Source organism: Micromonospora noduli (genome assembly GCF_003264365.1).
Lineage (GTDB): Bacteria > Actinomycetota > Actinomycetes > Mycobacteriales > Micromonosporaceae > Micromonospora > Micromonospora noduli.
In genome coordinates, this window is record NZ_PYAK01000007.1 from 142240 (window position 1) to 160388 (window position 18149).

General features: G+C 73.8%; 5 protein-coding genes. All 5 read left to right on the top strand.

Annotated features, from left to right (window positions below; all coding sequences use genetic code 11):
- Nucleotides 1-17: 17 nt before the first annotated feature.
- Genes GUI43_RS08270 through GUI43_RS08290 form a run of 5 tightly spaced genes read left to right on the top strand, consistent with a single transcriptional unit; the run spans nt 18 to nt 18144 of the window.
- The gene (locus GUI43_RS08270; RefSeq protein ID WP_112582444.1) at nt 18-989 is read left to right on the top strand and encodes a TauD/TfdA family dioxygenase; all 972 of its coding nucleotides are present in this window, start codon (nt 18-20) and stop codon (nt 987-989) included.
- Nucleotides 986-1540: a DUF6817 domain-containing protein gene (locus tag GUI43_RS08275; RefSeq protein ID WP_112582443.1), complete on the top strand. Its 555-nt coding sequence runs from the start codon at nt 986-988 to the stop codon at nt 1538-1540. The genes GUI43_RS08270 and GUI43_RS08275 overlap by 4 nt, the downstream gene beginning before the upstream one ends.
- A 7-nt stretch (nt 1541-1547) precedes the next feature.
- Nucleotides 1548-5240, top strand: coding sequence for an ATP-binding cassette domain-containing protein (locus GUI43_RS08280; protein WP_146765875.1), 3693 nt, complete (start codon nt 1548-1550; stop codon nt 5238-5240).
- Nucleotides 5237-10975, top strand: a complete 5739-nt coding sequence (locus GUI43_RS08285) for a non-ribosomal peptide synthetase (RefSeq protein ID WP_112698489.1) — start codon at nt 5237-5239, stop codon at nt 10973-10975. The genes GUI43_RS08280 and GUI43_RS08285 overlap by 4 nt, the downstream gene beginning before the upstream one ends.
- Complete coding sequence (locus GUI43_RS08290; protein ID WP_170158697.1) at nt 10975-18144, top strand: hybrid non-ribosomal peptide synthetase/type I polyketide synthase; 7170 nt, start codon at nt 10975-10977, stop codon at nt 18142-18144. The genes GUI43_RS08285 and GUI43_RS08290 overlap by 1 nt, the downstream gene beginning before the upstream one ends.
- Nucleotides 18145-18149 lie beyond the last annotated feature (5 nt).

The following is an 18149-nucleotide window of genomic DNA, read 5'->3' on the forward strand; positions in this document are numbered from 1 at the left end:
GCGGAAGGACCTCCGACATGGACCACGTGAAAGAGAGCTGCCTGTTCCCGGAGCGCAACCGGGTGGCCTGCATCGAGGCCACCTCGCCCGGCATCTCGCCGGCGGAATGGGCCACCGAGCACCTCGACCTGATCAACGACCGACTGGACAGCCACGGCGCTGTCCTGCTGCGCGGGTTCGACGCCCCGGACGCGCCGGCCTTCTCCGCCTTCGTCAAGGTCTTCGGCGAGGAGATGGCCGAGTACACCTACCGGTCCACGCCGCGCAGCAAGGTCGGCGACGTGTACACCTCGACCGAGTACCCGGCCAGCGAGGTCATCCCGCTGCACAACGAGATGGCGTACACCAGCGTGTGGCCCCGGCGGTTGTTCTTCTACTCGAACATCCCGGCCCAGACCGGCGGGGAGACCCCGCTCGCCGACAGCCACGCCGTCTGGCAGCGCATCCCCGCCGAGGTGCGCGAGCGCTTCGAGCGGCACGGTGTGCGGTACGTGCGCAACTACCGGGTCGGTCTCGGGGTGTCCTGGCAGGAGACGTTCCCCGGGATGGACCGGGAGGCCGTGCAGGAGTTTTGCCGCGAGCGGGGCATCACCTACGAGTGGTTCGACGACGGCGCGCTGCGGACCACCGAGACCTGCCAGGCCGTCACCGTGCACCCGGTGTCCGGGCGGACGGTCTGGATGAACCAGGCCCACCTGTTCCACGTCTCCAACCTGCCCGAGGCAACCCGGGAGGCGCTGCTGGAACTGCTGGCCGAGGAGGACCTGCCGCGTAACGCGTACCTCGGCGACGGCAGCCCGATCACCGACGCCGACCTCGCGGCCATCCGCGCCGCGTTCGACGCGGAGTCCCTGGCCTTCCCCTGGCAGCAGGGTGACCTGCTGGTTGTCGACAACATGGCGATGGCGCACGGCCGGTCCAGCTTCACCGGGCCGCGCAAGACGTTGGTGGCGATGACCGGGTCGTACGGCAGTCGGGAGGCGGCGTGAGCGGGCTCGCCGAGAAGATCGCCTTCCTGGAGTCGCACGGGGTGGCCGAGTTGGCGCACTCGGAGGCCAACCTGCTGGCGCACCTGCGCGGCGTGCACGACCTGCTGGCCCAGTGGGGGTCGCGGCAGGAGCTGTGCGACGCGGGGTTGTTCCACTCGGTGTACGGCACGGAGATCTTCCCGACCGGCGCGATCCCGCACGAGCTGCGGCCCGCTGTGCGGGAGCTGATCGGTGCGGAGGCGGAGACGCTGGCGTACCTGTTCGGCACCGTCACCCGCAGCGCCCTCTTCGACGCCGCCTTCGACGGCCCGCCGTTCCTGCTCGAGGACCGCTCAGGCGGTTGCGTCGGTGTCAGCGCCGGCCAGTACGCCGACCTCGCCGCCCTGACGGTGGCGAACTGGCTGGAGCAACGTCCCCGGTTCGCCGAGTCCAGCAAGTTCAGCCGCGCCCGCGAGTTCGACGCCATGCGCCGCTATCTGCCGGACAGTGTCCGTACCGCCCTGGAGCGCGCCTACGGGTTCGCTCCGCTCGCCCTCGCTGGAAACGAGTAGACGCACCGTGTCGACAACCACCACACCGGTCCGCCCGAGTGCCGAACAGGACGCGGGAGTGCTGTCCCGACTCTTCGTCCAATGGCCCTCGATCCTGGTGAAGGCGTCCCTGCGCCGACCACTGAAGCTGTCGGACAGCCTGACGCCGCCCCGGTACGACCACCTGGAGCGGGTGACCCCGGTCTTCGAGCGTGCCTGGGCCGCCCGGCGGGACCATCCGGACGGGCTGCGGCGGGCCCTCTACCAGACCTACCGTCGACGGTTCTGGTGGGCGGGCCTGATCTTCCTGGCCTACCAGACCTGCGCGACCGTCGGGCCGCTGCTGGTGCGGGAGCTGATCGCCTGGTTCGAGGGCGACGGCCGGGGCCCGGTGGTGGAGGGTCTGCTGATCGCCGCCGGCCTGGCCGGCTTCTACGTGTTGGACGCGTTGAGCCACAAGCACCAGTGGTCCGAGGTGTGGAAGACCGCGCACTCGATCACCGCGCTGCTGCGGACCGAGATTCTGCGCAAGTACCTGCGGATGGATCGCGGTGCCCGACTGGCCCACCCCTCCGGGGAGGTCATCACCCTCGCCTCGTCCGACGCCCGGAGGGTCGGGCGGGTCGCTTTCACGCACATGGCGTGGGCGGTCCCGCTGGGCATCGCCGGCTCCTGCGTGGTCCTCTGGGTGCTGCTGGGCTGGGCGGCGCTGGTGGGCATCGTCATCCTCATCGCCGGTCTGTGGCTGTCGCACGTGGCCAACGAGAGGGTCTTCGCGCTGGTGCCGGCGATCCGGGACGCGAACGGCGTCCGGATCGGGCTGGTCGGCGAGTATCTGGGGGCCATGCGGACGCTGCGCACCCACGGCTGGGAGGACGTCGCCGAGCGGGCTGTCGGCCGGGAACGCGCGACGCTCAACGCGTTGCTGGTCCGCCGGCAGAAGCGGCTCGCCACGCTCTACCTGGTGAACGCCGCCGCGCCGGTGCTGATGGTGATGGCCACCCTGGTCACGTACGCGGCGCTGGGCAACGAACTGAAGGCGGCGGACGTGTTCGCGGCGATCGCCGTGCTGACCGTCCTCCGGTCCCAACTGCCCGAGCTGGTGCGCTACCTGGACATGCGCAACGAGTGGCGGGTGGCGTTCGGGAAGGTGACGACCTTCCTGCGGGCCCCGGACACCGCCGAGGCGTCGACCGACGGCGACGCGCCGGCCGGGGCGGTCGACCTCGACGGCGCGTCGTTCACCTGGCCCGGGGCCGACGCGGACGCCCGGCCGGTCCTGACCGGCGTCGACCTGCGGGTCGCGCCCGGTGAGTTGATCTGCGTGCTGGGTCGGGTCGGCAGCGGCAAGTCGGCGCTGCTCGCGGCGCTGGCCAGGGCGCTGCCGACGGTCGCGGGTACCGCACGGGTCGGCGGCAGCGCCGTCTACCTGCCGCAGCGCCCCTGGATCATGCAGGGCAGCGTCGTCGACAACATCCGCTGCTTCTCGCCCGACGATCCGGACCGGTACGCGGCGGTCGTCCGCGCCACGGCCCTGGAGGCGGACCTGGCGGCGATGCCGGCCCGCGACGGCACGGCCATCGGCGAGCGGGGCGTGAACCTCTCCGGTGGGCAACGGCAGCGCATCGCGTTGGCCCGCGCCGCCTACGAGGACGCCGACGTCTACCTCTTCGACGACCCGACCAGCGCCGTCGACGACGCGGTCGCCGGCACCATCCTGGAGGCGCTGTTCGACGGGGTGCTCGCCGGGCGTACCCGGATCGTTGCCACCCACCGCCTCGACGTGGCCCGGCGGGCCGACCGGGTGGTGGTCCTCGACGGCGGCCGGGTGGTCGCGGCGGGCCGGTTCGCCGACGTCGCCGCGCAGATGCCCGACCTGCTGCCGGCCGTGGCCGCCGAGGCCGCGACGCCGTCCGACCCGGACGGCGCCGGGCTGGACGAGGTGGCCGAGGAGGTGGCCGCCGAGGAGGAGGAGACGGTCCGCGCCGGTCAGGTCGGCTCCGCCACCTACCGCCGTTACCTGCAGGTGCTGACCCCGGGCCTCCTCGCTGTCGTTCTGCTCGGCCTGGCCGTCGGCGGGCAGGCCGTCCTGGGCGGCTCGTCGTTCTGGCTCGGCCACTGGACCGAGCACGCCGGGCAGGACACGCTGTACTACGCGGGGGTGTTCGCCGCCATCGGTCTGTTGGCGCTCGTGCTGGATCGCGGGCTGTTCAGCTTCGCCTTCGCCCGGGGTGTGTCCGCCGGCCAGAACCTGCACGCGTCGATGTTGCACCGGGTCTTCCGGGCCCCGCTGTCGTTCTTCGACCGCAACTCCTCCGGACGTGTTCTGGCGCGGTTCTCCGGTGACATGGAGACCATCGACCTGGAGTTGCCGGAGACCACCATGGACACCCTCCGGGTCGCCGTCGGCCTGGTCGTGCCGTTGGCGGCGCTGGCCTTCACCAGTCCACTGATGCTGGTGGCGGCCCCGCTGCTGCTGGTGGTCTACCTCCGCTGGCAGCGGCTCACCAGGGCCAGCACGGTCGAGGCGTCCCGGCTGTCGAAGCACGCGAACGAGCCGATGCTCGCACTGCTCAACGAGGCGGTCGACGGGGTGACCTCGATCGAGGGCCGGAACAGCCGGGTGCGCGGCTACCAGGCTGCGTTCGGTGAGCGGGTCCGCGTCGCGCACCACGCCGACTACACGGTCAACGCGCTGTCGCGGCACTTCAACCTGAAGCTCGACATGCTCGGCGCGGTCGTCCTGCTGACGTACGGGGTGCTGATCGTCGCCGTGGGCGGGATCGGCGCCGGGTTGGCCGGTGTCGGGGTCAGTTTCGTGTACGCGCTGATGGAGGCGCTGGCCATGAGCCTGATGACGGTGCAGATGATGGACCTGTCGCTGGCGAGTTTCGAACGTGTCGACGACTACACCCGGCTGCCGGTCGAGCCGACCGACGGGCGACCGGCCCCGGCCGGCTGGCCCACCGCCGGCGAGGTCCACTTCGAGAACGTCACCCTGCGCTATGCCGAGGGCGGCCCGGCCGCGCTGAACGGCGTGTCGTTCGACGCCCCGGCGGGCAGCAAGATCGGCATCGTCGGCCGGACCGGCAGCGGCAAGTCCAGCCTGTTCACCGCGCTGCTGCGGTTCGTGCCGGCCGAGCAGGGGCGCATCCTCGTCGACGGGGTGGACACCGCCACGCTGCGGCTGGCCGACCTGCGGGCCGCCGTCGAGGTGGTACCGCAGGATCCGGTGCTGCTGCCCGGCACCCTGCGGGACAACATCGACCCGACCGGTGCGTACCCCGACGCGGCGGTCACCGCCGTCCTCACCAAGGTGGGCCTCGCCGACCGGCTGCTCGGCGTGGGCGGTGGCGGTCTCGACGCGGCCCTGTCCGCCGACGGCGGGCAGCTCAGCGCCGGTGAACGGCAGCTGCTCTGCCTGGCCCGGGCGTTGCTGCGGGACGCGAAGCTGGTCCTCATCGACGAGGCCACGTCGAGCCTCGACGCCGAGACCGACGCCCGCATCCAGCGGCTGCTGGCGGTGGACCTCGCCGGCGCGACGGTGCTCACCATCGCCCACCGCCGGGAGACCCTGGCCGGCGCCGACCGGGTGGTGACGCTCGACGGTGGGCTGGTGGCCCGGGTGACCGACCGCGATCCGGCCGGGGTGCTGGCCGGGGCGACGAACCCGGTCGGGCAGCGTGCCGGCGAGCCGAGTCTCGGGGAGCCGGTCCAGTGACCGGATCGCGTGCGGTGGCCCAGGAGATGGACGCGCTCGTCCACTGGCGGGCCGGGCTGGCCGGCGTACCCACCCTGGACCTGGTCACCGACCGGGTCCGCCCGGCCCGTCGTCGCCAGCACACCGACCGGGTGACGCTCACCGTCGGCCCGGACACCACCCGACGGCTGCACGCGGTGAGCGCGGCGTTGGGCGTCGCACCCTCCGTGCCGTTGCTCGCCGTGGGGCAGGTGGTGCTGGGCCGGCACGCCGGCACCCGGGACCTGGCCACCGCGACGCCGCTGGACGGCGCCCTGGTGCCGTTGCGCGGCAGGTGGGACGACGACCCGTCGGCCGCCGACCTGTTCGCGCGGGTCGACGCCGGGTTGCGGGCGGCCTCGCCGTACACCGGCGTCCCGCTGCACCGGGTGGCCGAGGCGCTCGGCCTACCCCACGACCCGAGTCGTGCCGCGCTCTGCCCGGTCGTGCTGGGGGTGGGAGCGGCCCCCGCCACCACCGGGGCGGTGCCGCCCGACCTGAGCGTGCTCTGGGACGAGCCGCGGCCCGACGGGGCGTTCGGCGTCCTCGCCTACGACCCGGACCTGTTCGACAGCGCGACGGTGCGCCGGTTCGCCGACCACTACCTGACGTTGCTCGACAACGCCCTGACCGACCCCGAGGCGCCGATCTCCACCCTCGCGCACACGTCGGCGCAGGAGCGCGCGCTGATCGTCCAATGGGGCACCGGCGGCGGTACGGCAGGTCCGCCGAGTGTGCCGGCGGCGTTCCTCGCCCAGGCCGAGGCGACACCGGACGCCGTCGCTCTGGAGTACGACGGCACCACCCTCACGTACGCCGAGGTGCGCGCCCGGGCCGACGCCCTGGCGACGGTCCTGACCGGACACGGGGTCACCCCGGGCAGCGTCGTCGGCCTGGCGATGGGCTCGTCCGCCCAGTTCGTCGTGGCGATGCTCGCGGTGCTCGCCACCGGGGCGGCGTACCTGCCCCTGGACCCGTCCTACCCCGAGGCGCGGCGGGAGTTCATGCTGCGCGACAGCGGGGCGCGGCTGCTGCTCGCCGACGGTCCGGTGGCCGTCGTCGACGACCTGCCGGTGCTGCGGCTCGACCGGCTGGTGCTGCCCTCGGGACGGTCCGCGCCGACGTGGCCGCTGACGTACCCGACGCAGCGGGCCTGCGTCCTGTACACCTCCGGGTCGACAGGGCGGCCGAAGGGGGTCGAGACCACCCACGGCGGGATCGTCCGGCTGGTTCACCGCGCCGACTACTTCCCCGTCGGGCCCGCCGACGCGGTCGCACAGGCGGCCAACGTGTCGTTCGACGCGGCGAGCTTCGAGGTGTGGGGTGCGCTGCTCAACGGCGCGCGCCTGGTGGGCATCCCCAAGGACGACGTGCTCACGCCGTCCCGGCTGGGTCACCGACTCGCCGAGCACGGCGTCACGGTGCTGATGCTCACCACCGCCCTGTTCCACAGGTGCGTGGACGCCGACCCGGCGATGTTCGCCCCGCTGCGCGCCCTCTACTTCGGCGGCGAGCCGGCCGACGCCCGCCGGGTCGCCACGCTGGCCGCCGCCCTGCCGGGGTTGCGCCTCGTCAACGGGTACGGCCCGACCGAGTGCACCACGTTCTCCAGCACCTGGGACGTGACCGATCTGCCCGGCGACGCGGCGCGGACCCCGATCGGTCGACCGATCGGTGGGGAGCTGCTCTACGTCCTCGACGACCACGGCCGGCTGACCGGCATCGGCGCTCCGGGGGAGCTGTTCATCGGCGGCGCCGGTCTCGCGCACGGGTACGTCGGCAGGCCCGACCTGACCGCCGAGCGGTTCGTGCCGAGCCCCTTCGAGCCCGGCGCCCGCGTCTACCGCACGGGTGACGTGGTGCGGTGGCGCGAGGACGGTCAACTGGAGTGCCTGGGCCGGGCCGACCAGCAGGTCAAGATCCGCGGTGTCCGGATCGAGCCGGACGAGATCGCCAGCACCCTCACCACCTGCCCGGGCGTCCGGGCCGCCGCCGTCACGGTGCACGGGGACGGCGACGAACGTCGGCTCGTCGCCTACGTAGTCACGGACGACGCCCCGGTCCCGGCGGGTGAGCTGCGCGCCCACCTCGCGGCCCGGCTGCCCGAGGCGATGGTGCCGACCTGGTACGTGCCGCTGGCGGCGTTGCCGGTCACCCCCAACGGCAAGGTGGACCGCCGAGCGCTGCCCGCGCCCGACGCGCACCACGGGGTCCGGGCCGCCGACGGCGTGCCGCCCAGCGGCCCGATCGAGGAACTTGTCGCACGGACCTGGCAGGACCTGCTCGGCGTGCCGGTGGTGTCCGCAGCCGATGACTTCTTCGCCCTCGGCGGCCACTCGTTGCTCGCGGCGCAGATGGTGGCGCGGATCGCCGCCGCCGCCGGCGTGCGGCTGGGTGTCCGCGCCGCCTTCGAGGCGCCCACCGTCGCCGCGCTCGCGGCACGCGTCGCCGACGCCGGCCCGGACGACGCCCGCCCGGCGGTGCCGGCCGCCGGCCCCGGGCCGCACCCCCTGTCGTACGCCCAGCAGCGGCTGTGGTTCCTCGACCAGCTCGACGCTGGTCAGGCGGTCTACTCGGTGCCGCTGGTGCTGACCGTGGACGGCCCGCTCGACGTCGACGCCCTCGACGCCGGCCTGCGGGGGCTGGTGACGCGGCACGCGGCGCTGCGGACCCGGCTGGTGACGATCGACGGCGAGCCCCGGCAGGTAGTGGACGACGAGCCACTGGTCGCCCTCACCGTGGACGACCTGCGCGACCGGGCCGACCGTGACGAGCAGGCCGACGCCCTGCTGCGCCACGCCGCCGCCCGACCCTTCGACCTCGCCACCGGGCCGCTGGCTCGCTGGCATCTGATCCGGCTGACCGACGAGCACGCGATGCTCCTGATGACGTTGCACCACGCGGTCTGTGACGGCTGGTCGATCGGTGTGTTGATCCGTGACCTCGGCGCGTTCTACGCCGCCCGGACCATCGGCACGCCCGCACCGGTCCCGCTCACCGTCGAGTACGTCGACTACACCCTGTGGCAGCGCGCGCTGCTGGCCGGCGACGCGCGGACGACCCAGCTCGCGTACTGGGTGGACCGGCTCGCGGGTGCGCCCGCGGCACTGGACCTCCCGACCGACCGTCCCCGCCCGGCCACCGCCCGGCACCGGGGGGAGACGTTCGACGTACGGCTGCCCGCCGCCCTGGTCGAACGCCTCGACGCGGTGGGACGGCGGCACGGCGTCACCCGGTTCATGGTGCTGCTCGCCGTGTTCCAGTTGGTGCTGGGCCGGTACGCGGACGTCCGCGACGTCAGTGTCGGCAGCCCGGTGTCCGGGCGCACCCGCTCCGAGTTCGACGACCTGGTGGGTTTCTTCGTCAACACCGTCGTGCTGCGGACCCGTTGGCAGGACACCGAGACGTTCGTCGACGTGCTGGCCCGGGTGCGGGACGCGGTGCTCGGCGCGTACGAGCACCAGGACGTTCCGTTCGAGCAGGTCGTCGAGGCGGTCCGGCCACCACGCGACCCCAGTCGTACCCCGCTGTTCCAGGTCATGCTGTCGGCACAGAACCTGCCCGAGCGGACCGACGCGGTGCCCGGTCTGTCGGTCGGGGTGACCGAGTCACCCGGCCGGGTGGCGAAGTTCGACCTCACGGTGGCCTGGGACGAGGTGCCCAGCGCCACGGGCGAGCTGCGCGGCACCGTGGAGTACGACGTCGACCTGTTCGACAGGGACACCGCCGAGCGGCTGGCGCACAGTTACCGCACCCTGCTGGAGTCGGCGCTGAGCACCCCGGACGCCCCGGTGTCCACACTGGACCTGCTGCCCGGCCCCGAGCTGGTCCCGCCGGCCGGCGAGGCGACCGACGCGCCGACCGCGTCGACTCTGCACGGCCTGGTCGCCGCCGCCGCGGCGCGCTGGCAGCAGCGCCCGGCGCTGGTGCAGGGCGACCGGCAGGTCAGCCACGCCGAGCTGGACAGCCGCGCCGCCGCGGTGCACGCCCACCTGACCGCCCGGGGCGTACGCCCCGGTGACACCGTCGCCGTCCTGCTGGAGCGCAGCCCTGACTGGCCGGCGGCGCTGCTCGGCATCCTGCGCGCCGGGGCCGCGTACGTGCCACTGGACCCGGCGATCCCGCCGAAGCGGTTGGCGCACATCCTCGCCGACTCGTCGGCGGTGCTGCTGCTCGGCTCCCGCGAGAACCACCCGCCCGCCGCCGACCTGCCGTTCGTCGCGATCGAGGACGCGTTGCTCGCCGCCCCGGCCGCCGCCGGCACGCCGGTGCACCCGTCGGCGCCGGCGTACGTGCTCTACACCTCGGGCACCACCGGGCAACCCAAGGGCGTCCGCGTCAGCCACGGCAACCTGGTGCACACCCTGGAGGCGGTCGCCGGGCACTACGCGCTCACCCCCGCCGACCGGGTGCTCCAGTTCGCCGCGCTCGGCTTCGACGTGGCCGCCGAGGAGCTGTTCGGGACGCTGATCCGGGGCGGGGCCGTGGTGTTGCCGCCGGCCGGGCCGGTGCCCGGTCTCGACGAGTTCACCGCGCTGATCCGCCGGGAGCGACTCACAGTGCTCAACCTGCCGGCGTCGTACTGGCACGAGTGGGTGGCGGTGCTGGACCGTCACCCGCCCGCCTCCTGTCCGCACCTGCGGCTCGTCGTGGTCGGCAGCGAGCGGGTCGACGCGGGGCGGCTCGCCCAGTGGCGCGCCACCGCGCCGGAGGTGCGCTGGCTCAACGCGTACGGCCCGACCGAGGCCACCATCACCGCCACCGTGCACGAGCCGGGCGGCGACCGGGAGCCGGTCACCGGCAGCGTCCCGGTGGGGCTGCCGCTGCCGGGCGTGCGGGCGTACGTCCTCGATCGTGGACTGCGGCCGGTGCCGCGCGGGGTCCCGGGGGACCTGTGGCTCGGCGGACCGGGGGTGGCGCAGGGCTACGTCGGGGACCCGGCCCGCACCGCCGTCAGCTTCCTGCCCGACCCGTGGGGCCCGCCCGGCGGCCGCATGTACGGCACCCGGGACCGGGTCCGGCTCGGTGTCGGTGGGGTGCTCGAGTTCCTCGGCCGGGAGGACGGTCAGGTCAAGGTGCGCGGATTCCGGATCGAGTTGGGCGAGATCGAGGCGGCGCTCGGTGCCCACCCAACGGTAGGAGAGGCGGCTGCGGTGCTGCGCGAGGACGTGCCGGGCCGGCCCACGCTGGTCGGTTACGTGACGCCCAGCGACGTGGACGTGGCGCTGCTGCGCGCGCACCTGGCCGACCGGCTGCCCGGGTACATGGTGCCGGCCACGATCGTCACGCTGGACCGGCTGCCACGCAGCGACCGCGGCAAGGTCGACCGGGACGCCCTCGCGCCGCCCGCCGCCCCGACCCCTGCCGGGGCGGGTGTGCCCGGCAGCGAGTTGGAGCGCGCGGTGGCGGCGATCTGGCGCGACGTGCTGGTGGTCGACGAGGTGGGCGTCGACGACAACTTCTTCGACATCGGTGGGCACTCGCTGCTCGTGATGCGGGTGCAGACGCACCTGTCCGAGCGGCTGGGTCGCACGGTGCCGGTGGTGGAGCTGTTCCGCCACCCCACCGTGCGGGCACTCGCCCGGCACCTGGCGTCCGGGGACCGGACGCCGGCGATGTCCGCGGGGCACCACCGCGCCGAGACACGCGCCGCCATCCAACGGGCGCGCACACCGCGACGTCGGCCGGGCCGGCATCACGACAGGGGGGACGCATGATGACCGAGGAACGTACGCTGCCCGACACCGCCATCGCCGTCGTCGGAATGGCGCTCCGGGTTCCCGGGGCCGCCACCCTCGACGCCTTCTGGAGCAACCTGCGCGACGGGGTCGAATCTCTCACCACCCTCGACGACGCCGACCTGATCGCCGACGGCGTCGCACCCGAGGAGTTCAACCACCCCGACTACGTCCGTGCCCTCGGCGTCCTCGACGACCCGGCCGGCTTCGACGCCCGCTTCTTCGGGTTCTCGGCCCGTGAGGCGCAGCTGCTCGACCCGCAGCACCGGATCTTCCTGGAGTGCGCCTGGGAGGCGTTGGAGCACGCCGGTCACCCGTTCGACTCCACGACACCCGTGACAGGTGTCTACGCCGGGGTGGGGGAGAGCTCCTACCTGCTGCACAATCTGCTGCCCAACGCGGACCTGGTGGCCCGGGTCGGGGCGTTCCAGACCTCCATCGGCAACGACAAGGACTTCCTGCCGACCCGGGTGTCGTACAAGGTCAACCTGCGGGGCCCCAGCATCAGCGTGCAGACCGGCTGCTCCACCTCCCTGGTCGCCGTGCACATGGCCGCGCAGGCGCTGCTGGCCGGCGAGTGCGACGTCGCGCTGGCCGGCGGCGCGACGGTCATCGCCCGCCGCCGTGGCTACCGGCACACCCAGGGCGGCATCCTCTCCGCCGACGGCCACTGCCGGGCGTTCGACGCCGAGGCGACCGGCGCGGTGGCCGGCAGCGGCGCCGGCGTCGTCGTGCTCAAGCGGCTCGCCGACGCGATGACGGACGGCGACCTGGTGCACGCCGTGATCCGGGGCTCGGCCGTGAACAACGACGGCGACCGCAAGGTCGGCTTCACCGCCCCGAGCGTGGACGGGCAGGCCGACGTCATCGCCGAGGCGCTCGCCGTCGCCGGGGTCGACCCCGGCACGATCGGTTACGTCGAGGCGCACGGCACCGGCACCCCGCTCGGTGACCCGATCGAGGTGGCCGCGTTGACGAGTGCCTTCGGTGACCTGCCGCCGGGCCGCATCGGGCTCGGCTCGGTCAAGACGAACGTCGGGCACCTCGACACCGCCGCCGGGGTCGTCGGTCTGATCAAGACGGTGCTGGCACTGCGGGCCGGCGAGATCCCACCGTCGCTGCACTTCCGCACCGCCAACCCCGAGCTGGCTCTGGACGCGAGTCCCTTCCACGTCGTCGCGGCCCGCACCCCATGGCCCGGCGGGGTGCGCCGTGCCGGGGTCAGCTCGTTCGGCATCGGCGGCACCAACGCGCACGTCGTCGTGGAGGAGGCCCCGACCCGCGCGGCGGGCCAGGAGAGCCGCCGGCGGCACCTGCTGCCCCTGTCCGCCGCCACACCCACCGCCCTCGACACGGCTGCCGACCGACTCGCCGCGCACCTGAGCGCCCACCCGGACACGCCGCTGGCCGAGGTGGCGTACACCCTGCAACGCGGCCGGCGGACCCTGCCGTACCGCCGGACGGTCGTCGGCGGCAGCCCCACCGAGGTGGTCGAGGCGTTGCGGCGACCGGCGGCCCGGTCGGCCGAGACCGCCACCGACCGCGCGGTGCTGTTCACCTTCCCCGGTCAGGGCGCGCAGCGCACCGGCATGGCGCACGCCCTCTACGTCGCTGAGCCGGTGTTCCGCTCCGAGGTGGACCGGGCCGCGGACCTCCTGACGCCGTTGCTCGACACGGACATCCGGGACCTGCTGTTCCCCGCCGACGACCAGCGGGAGACCGCTGCGGAACAGCTCCGGCAGACCCGGTACGCGCAGCCGGCGCTGTTCGTCGTCGAGTACGCGCTGGCGAAGCTCTGGGCGCACTGGGGCGTACGACCGGCGGGGCTGCTCGGGCACAGTGTGGGTGAGCTGGTGGCCGCCTGCCTGGCCGGGGTGTTCGCGCTGCCCGACGCGGTGCGCCTGGTCGCGGCACGCGGTCGGCTCATGCAGGCGGCGGAGCCGGGCGTGATGCTCGCGGTGCCGCTGGCCGAGGCCGAGCTGCTGCCGCTGCTCGACGATGTGCTGGACCTCGCCGCCGTCAACGGCCCCCGGCAGTGCACCGTCTCCGGGCCGCCCGAGGCCGTGGCGGCTCTCGAGGCCCGGCTGCGCGAGCGGGGGGTGGCCTCGACCCGGCTGGCCACCTCGCACGCGTTCCACTCCCGGGCCATGGCCGCCGCCGGGTCGGCGTTCGAGGCGGAGGTGACCCAGGTGCCGCGCTCGGCGCCGGAGATCCCCTTCGTGTCGAACGTGACAGGTGCCTGGATCACCGCCGAGTCGGCCACCAGCCCCGCGTACTGGTCCCGGCAACTGCGGTCGACCGTCCGCTTCGGCGACGGCCTGGCGGCGCTGCGCGACGCTGACGCCGACGCCGTGGTGCTGGAGATCGGCCCCGGGCGGGTGTTGACCCGCCTCGCCGGTGGGTCGGCCGCCCGCGCGGTGGCGTCACTGCCGTCGGCCGGTCGGGACGCCGACGCCGAGACGGAGCTCCTCGCCGCCGCCGGTGCGCTGTGGCGGATGGGCGTCGCGATCGGGTGGGAGGCGCTGCACGGTGACGTGCCGCCCCGGCGGACCGTCCTGCCGGCCTACCCGTTCGAGCGGGAACGCTGCTGGGTCGATCCTCCCCGCGACGCGGTGACGAGCCGGGCGGGTGCCGACGGGCTCGTCGTGCGCGGCTACCGCCGGGCCGGCGGTGCCGGGCCGGCGACCACCGGGACCGGTGCCTGGCTGGCCGTCGACGCCGGTCTGCCGGACGGCGTCGTCGACGAGCTACGCGCGGCGGGGAGCCGGATGGTCGCCGCTGACCTCGATCCGGCGACCGGCGCGCTCCGCACGTCGCTGTCGCCGCAGGAGCGGATCAGCGGGGTGCTGCTGGCGGTTCCACAGGGCGACCCGGCACCTACGCTCGCGGCCCTTGGTGACGCGCTCACCAGGCGCGGCGACGCGTACGCCCGGGTGGTCGTCGTCACCGACGGCGCGCTCGACGTGACCGGCACCGAGACGCTGGTGCCGCCGCGCGGCGTGCTCGCCGGTTGGGCGACCGGCGGCGCGCCCGGCACCCGGACGCTGCTCGACGTGCTCCCGGCCACGACGCCGGTTGCCGCCCGCCGCCTCGCCGCCTCGGTGGTGCGGGAGGTCAGGTGCGCGCACCCCGAGCCGGTGGTGGCCCTGCGTGGCGGGCACCGCTTCCTGCCGCACGTCACCGCAGCTCCGGCTGCCGCCCCCGAGCGGCACACCGGCGCCCGATACCAGCTCGCCGGCGACACGGTGGTCGGTGCCGCGTTCCGGCGGGCCCTCACCACAGCCGGTGCGAGCGTCGACGACCCGGGGGTTGCCGGTCAGCCGGGTCCGGTGACCGTGCTGGTGCCGGTGGACGTCCGCACGTCGGCCGACGAGGCCCTGGCCACGCTGGCCGCCGTGGGCGTCGGCGCGCGGGAGCCGGTCACCGCCGTCGAGGTGCACCTGCTCGGCGGTACGCCGGACAACCCGCTCGCCGGCCACCTCGTCGCGCAGGCAGCGGCGCTGGGCCGGGAGTCCGACGCGGAGTGGGTGACCTACGGGTGGCCGGTGGCGGACCTGTCGGCCGTCGAACGGACAGCCGCCCGGGTGGTGGGCGCGGCGGCCTCCACCGGGCACGTGGTGGTCACCGTGCTCGACGAGACCGAGGGCGGCGCGGCGGAGGACCCCGCCGAGGTCCACGCGGTCGAGGACCCCACCGAGCGCGAGGTGGCGGCGATCTTCGCCGACCTGCTCGGCGAACGGGACGTCGCGCCCACCGTCGGCTTCTTCGAGCTGGGTGGGCACTCCCTGCTCGCCGCTCAGCTCGTCGCCCAGGTCGGCCGGGTGTGCGAGGCGGACGTCCCGCTGCGCGCCTTCGTCGCCGACCCGACGGTCCGTGGTCTCGCCGCGGCGGTACGCGCGGCCCGCGCCGAGGTCGGCGTCAGCGGCCCCGAGCCGTTGCCGGCCGTCGTGCCGGACCCGGCATCGGCGCACCTGCCGTTCCCGCTGACCGATGTGCAGCAGGCGTACTGGATCGGCCGCACCGGCGTGTTCGAGCTGGGCAACGTCGGCATGCACGGCTACGAGGAGTTCGACGTCCCCGAGCTGGACGTGGCGCGGTTGCAGCGGGCGCTGCGCCGGCTGATCCGGCGGCACGGGTCGCTGCGTACCGTCGTGCTGCCGCACGGCGAGCAGCAGGTCCTCGACGAGGTACCGGACTACGTCGTCGTCACCGAGGACGTGCGGGGTCGCCCGGCCGCCGAGGTGAACGCGAGCTTCGAGCGGACCCGCGCCGCCATGTCGCACCAGGTGTTCGTGCCGGACCGGTGGCCGCTGTTCGAACTGCGCGCCACACTGCTCGACGAGGGTCGGGGGCGGGTGCACTACAGCATCGACGGCCTGATCACCGACGCCTGGGCGTCGAGCATCGTGATGCGTGAGTTGACCCTGCTCTACCACGAGCCGGACGCGACCCTGCCCGAGCTGGAGTTGAGCTTCCGCGACTACGTGCTCGCCGCGCGGGCCGCGGAGTCGACCGAGCGGTACCAGCGCGCCGCCGCGTACTGGCAGGAGCGGGTGCCGACACTGGCCCTCGCCCCGGAGTTGCCGCTGGCGGCCGACCCGCACACCATCGCCGCGCCCCGCTTCGCCCGGCTCACCGGGCAGGTGCCGGCGGACGAGTGGGACACCGTCAAGGCCGCCGCGTCCCGGCGCGGCCTCACTCCGACCGCGCTGCTGCTGGCCGCGTACGGCGAGGTGGTCGCCACCTGGTCGAAGAACCAGCGATTCAGCCTCAACCTGCCGATGGCGCACCGGTTGCCGCTGCACCCGCAGGTCGACGCGATCCTGGGTGACTTCACCTCGGTGACGCTGTTGGAGATCGACGCGGGCGGTGCGGCGTCGTTCGAGAACCGCGCCCGGACGATCCGGGACCAACTCCTCGCCGACCTCGACCACGGACTGTTCAGCGGTGTGCGGGTCGCGCGGGAGCTGAAGCGGGTACGCGGTGACGCCGCCGCCGTCATGCCCGTCGTGTTCACCAGCCTGTTTGAGGGCATCGGCGGGCACCCGCAGATCGGCGAGGTGGTCTACTCCATCTCCCAGACACCGCAGATCTGGATCGACACCCAGGTGTACGAGATGAACGGTGCCCTGGTGCTGGACATCGACGCCGTCGAGGGTCTCTTCCCCGAGGGCATGGTCGCTGCCATGCACGCGGCGACGCTGTCGGTGCTGCACTGGCTCGCCGCCGACGAGGCGCACTGGGCCGACCCGGTGCCGTCGCTGGTGCCCCGCGCGGAGCTGGCCGCCCAAACGGCGTACAACCGCACGGAGGCGCCGTTGCCGGTGGGCATGCTGCACGAGCCGTTCTTCGCCACGGCCGCCCGGGTGCCCGAGCGCCCGGCCGTGATCACGCCGACCCGGACGCTCACCTACGGCGAGCTGGCGGACCGCGCCCGCACGATCGCCGCCCACCTCGTCGGTTTGCGGGTACGCCCCGACGAGCTCGTCGCGGTGGTGATGGACAAGGGCTGGGAGCAGTGCGCCGCCGTCCTCGGTGTGCTCGCCGCCGGGGCCGCGTACCTGCCGATCGACCCGGACCTGCCGGACGAGCGGGTGCGTTTCCTGCTGACGCACGGCCGGGTGCGTGTGGTGCTGACCCAGGGGCGTCTGGCCGGTCCCGGGGCGCACCGGTTCGGCGACGTCGAGGTGTTGCGGGTGGACGAGCTGCGGGTCCTCCCGGCGGGCGCGCTGCCGGCGATCGACACCACGCCCCACAACCTCGCGTACGTCATCTTCACCTCCGGGTCCACCGGCCTGCCCAAGGGCGTGATGATCGAACACGAGGGTGCGTTGAACACCGTCGTCGACATCAACGAGCGCTTCCGGGTGGGCGAGGACGACCGGGTCCTGGCGCTGTCGTCGCTGAGCTTCGACCTGTCCGTGTACGACGTCTTCGGTCCGCTCGCCGTCGGCGGCGCGGTGGTGCTCCCGGAGGCGGCGGCACACCGCGATCCGGCCGCCTGGCTCGACCTGCTCACCAAGGCCAACGTGACGATCTGGAACTCGGTGCCGGCCCTCATGGAGCTGCTCGTCGAGCACCTCACCGTCCGGGAGGCCACCGGCGGCCTGCGACTGGTCATGCTCAGCGGTGACTGGATCCCGGTCGCCCTGCCGGACCGGATCCGGCAGACGCTCGACGGGCCCGAGGTGGTCAGCCTCGGTGGCGCGACGGAGGCGTCGATCTGGTCCATCCTCTACCCGATCGGGGCGGTCCCGGCGGAGTGGACGAGCATCCCGTACGGGCGGCCCATGGTGAACCAGACCTTTCACGTCCTCGACGACGCGTTGCGACCCCGACCCACCGGGGTTCCCGGGCACCTGCACATCGGTGGTGTCGGCCTGGCCCGCGGCTACCTGCACGACGAGGCGCGGACGGCGGCGAGCTTCGTTGCGGACCCGGCCACCGGAACCCGTCTGTACCGCACCGGTGACCTCGGCCGGTTCCTGCCGAGCGGGGAGATCGAGTTCCTGGGCCGGGAGGACTTCCAGGTCAAGGTGCAGGGTTACCGCATCGAGCTGGGCGAGATCGAGACCGCCCTCGCCCAGCACCCCGAGGTGCGCGGCGCGGTGGTGGTGGCGCAGGGCGAGCCGCGTGGCGCGAAGCGTCTCGTCGCCTTCGTCGTCCCCCGGGTCGCCGGTGCCGTGCCGACGGACGTGCGCGAGTTCCTCGCGGGCAAGCTGCCGGGGTACATGGTGCCGGCGGCGTTCCACGAGATCGACGAGCTGCCGCTGACCGCCAACGGGAAGGTCGACAGGCGACCACTGGTGGAGTTGGCCGACGCGGTCGAGGCGGACGACGTGCCGTACGTGGCACCCCGCTCCACCCTGGAGGAGACCATCGCCGAGGTCTGGGCCGGCATCCTGCGGGTCGACCGGATCGGGGTGCACGACAACTTCTTCGCCCTCGGCGGAGACTCGTTGCTGGCGATGCGGGCGGTGGTGCACCTGCGCAAGGCGTTCGACGTGCAGGTGCCGATCCGGGTGCTGTTCGACAGCCCCACCCTGGAAGCCGCCGCGTTCGCCATCGAGGACCACCTGCTCAGTGAGCTGGAGGAGATGTCCGACGAGGAGGCCAGCGCCCTGCTGGCCGACGAGCCGACGTACTAGGAGAG

Coding starts and splice junctions, on each gene's coding strand:
- GUI43_RS08270 (WP_112582444.1), top strand. CDS start 18: ATGGACCACGTGAAAGAGAGCTGCCTGTTCCCGGAGCGCAACCGGGTG.
- GUI43_RS08290 (WP_170158697.1), top strand. CDS start 10,975: ATGACCGAGGAACGTACGCTGCCCGACACCGCCATCGCCGTCGTCGGA.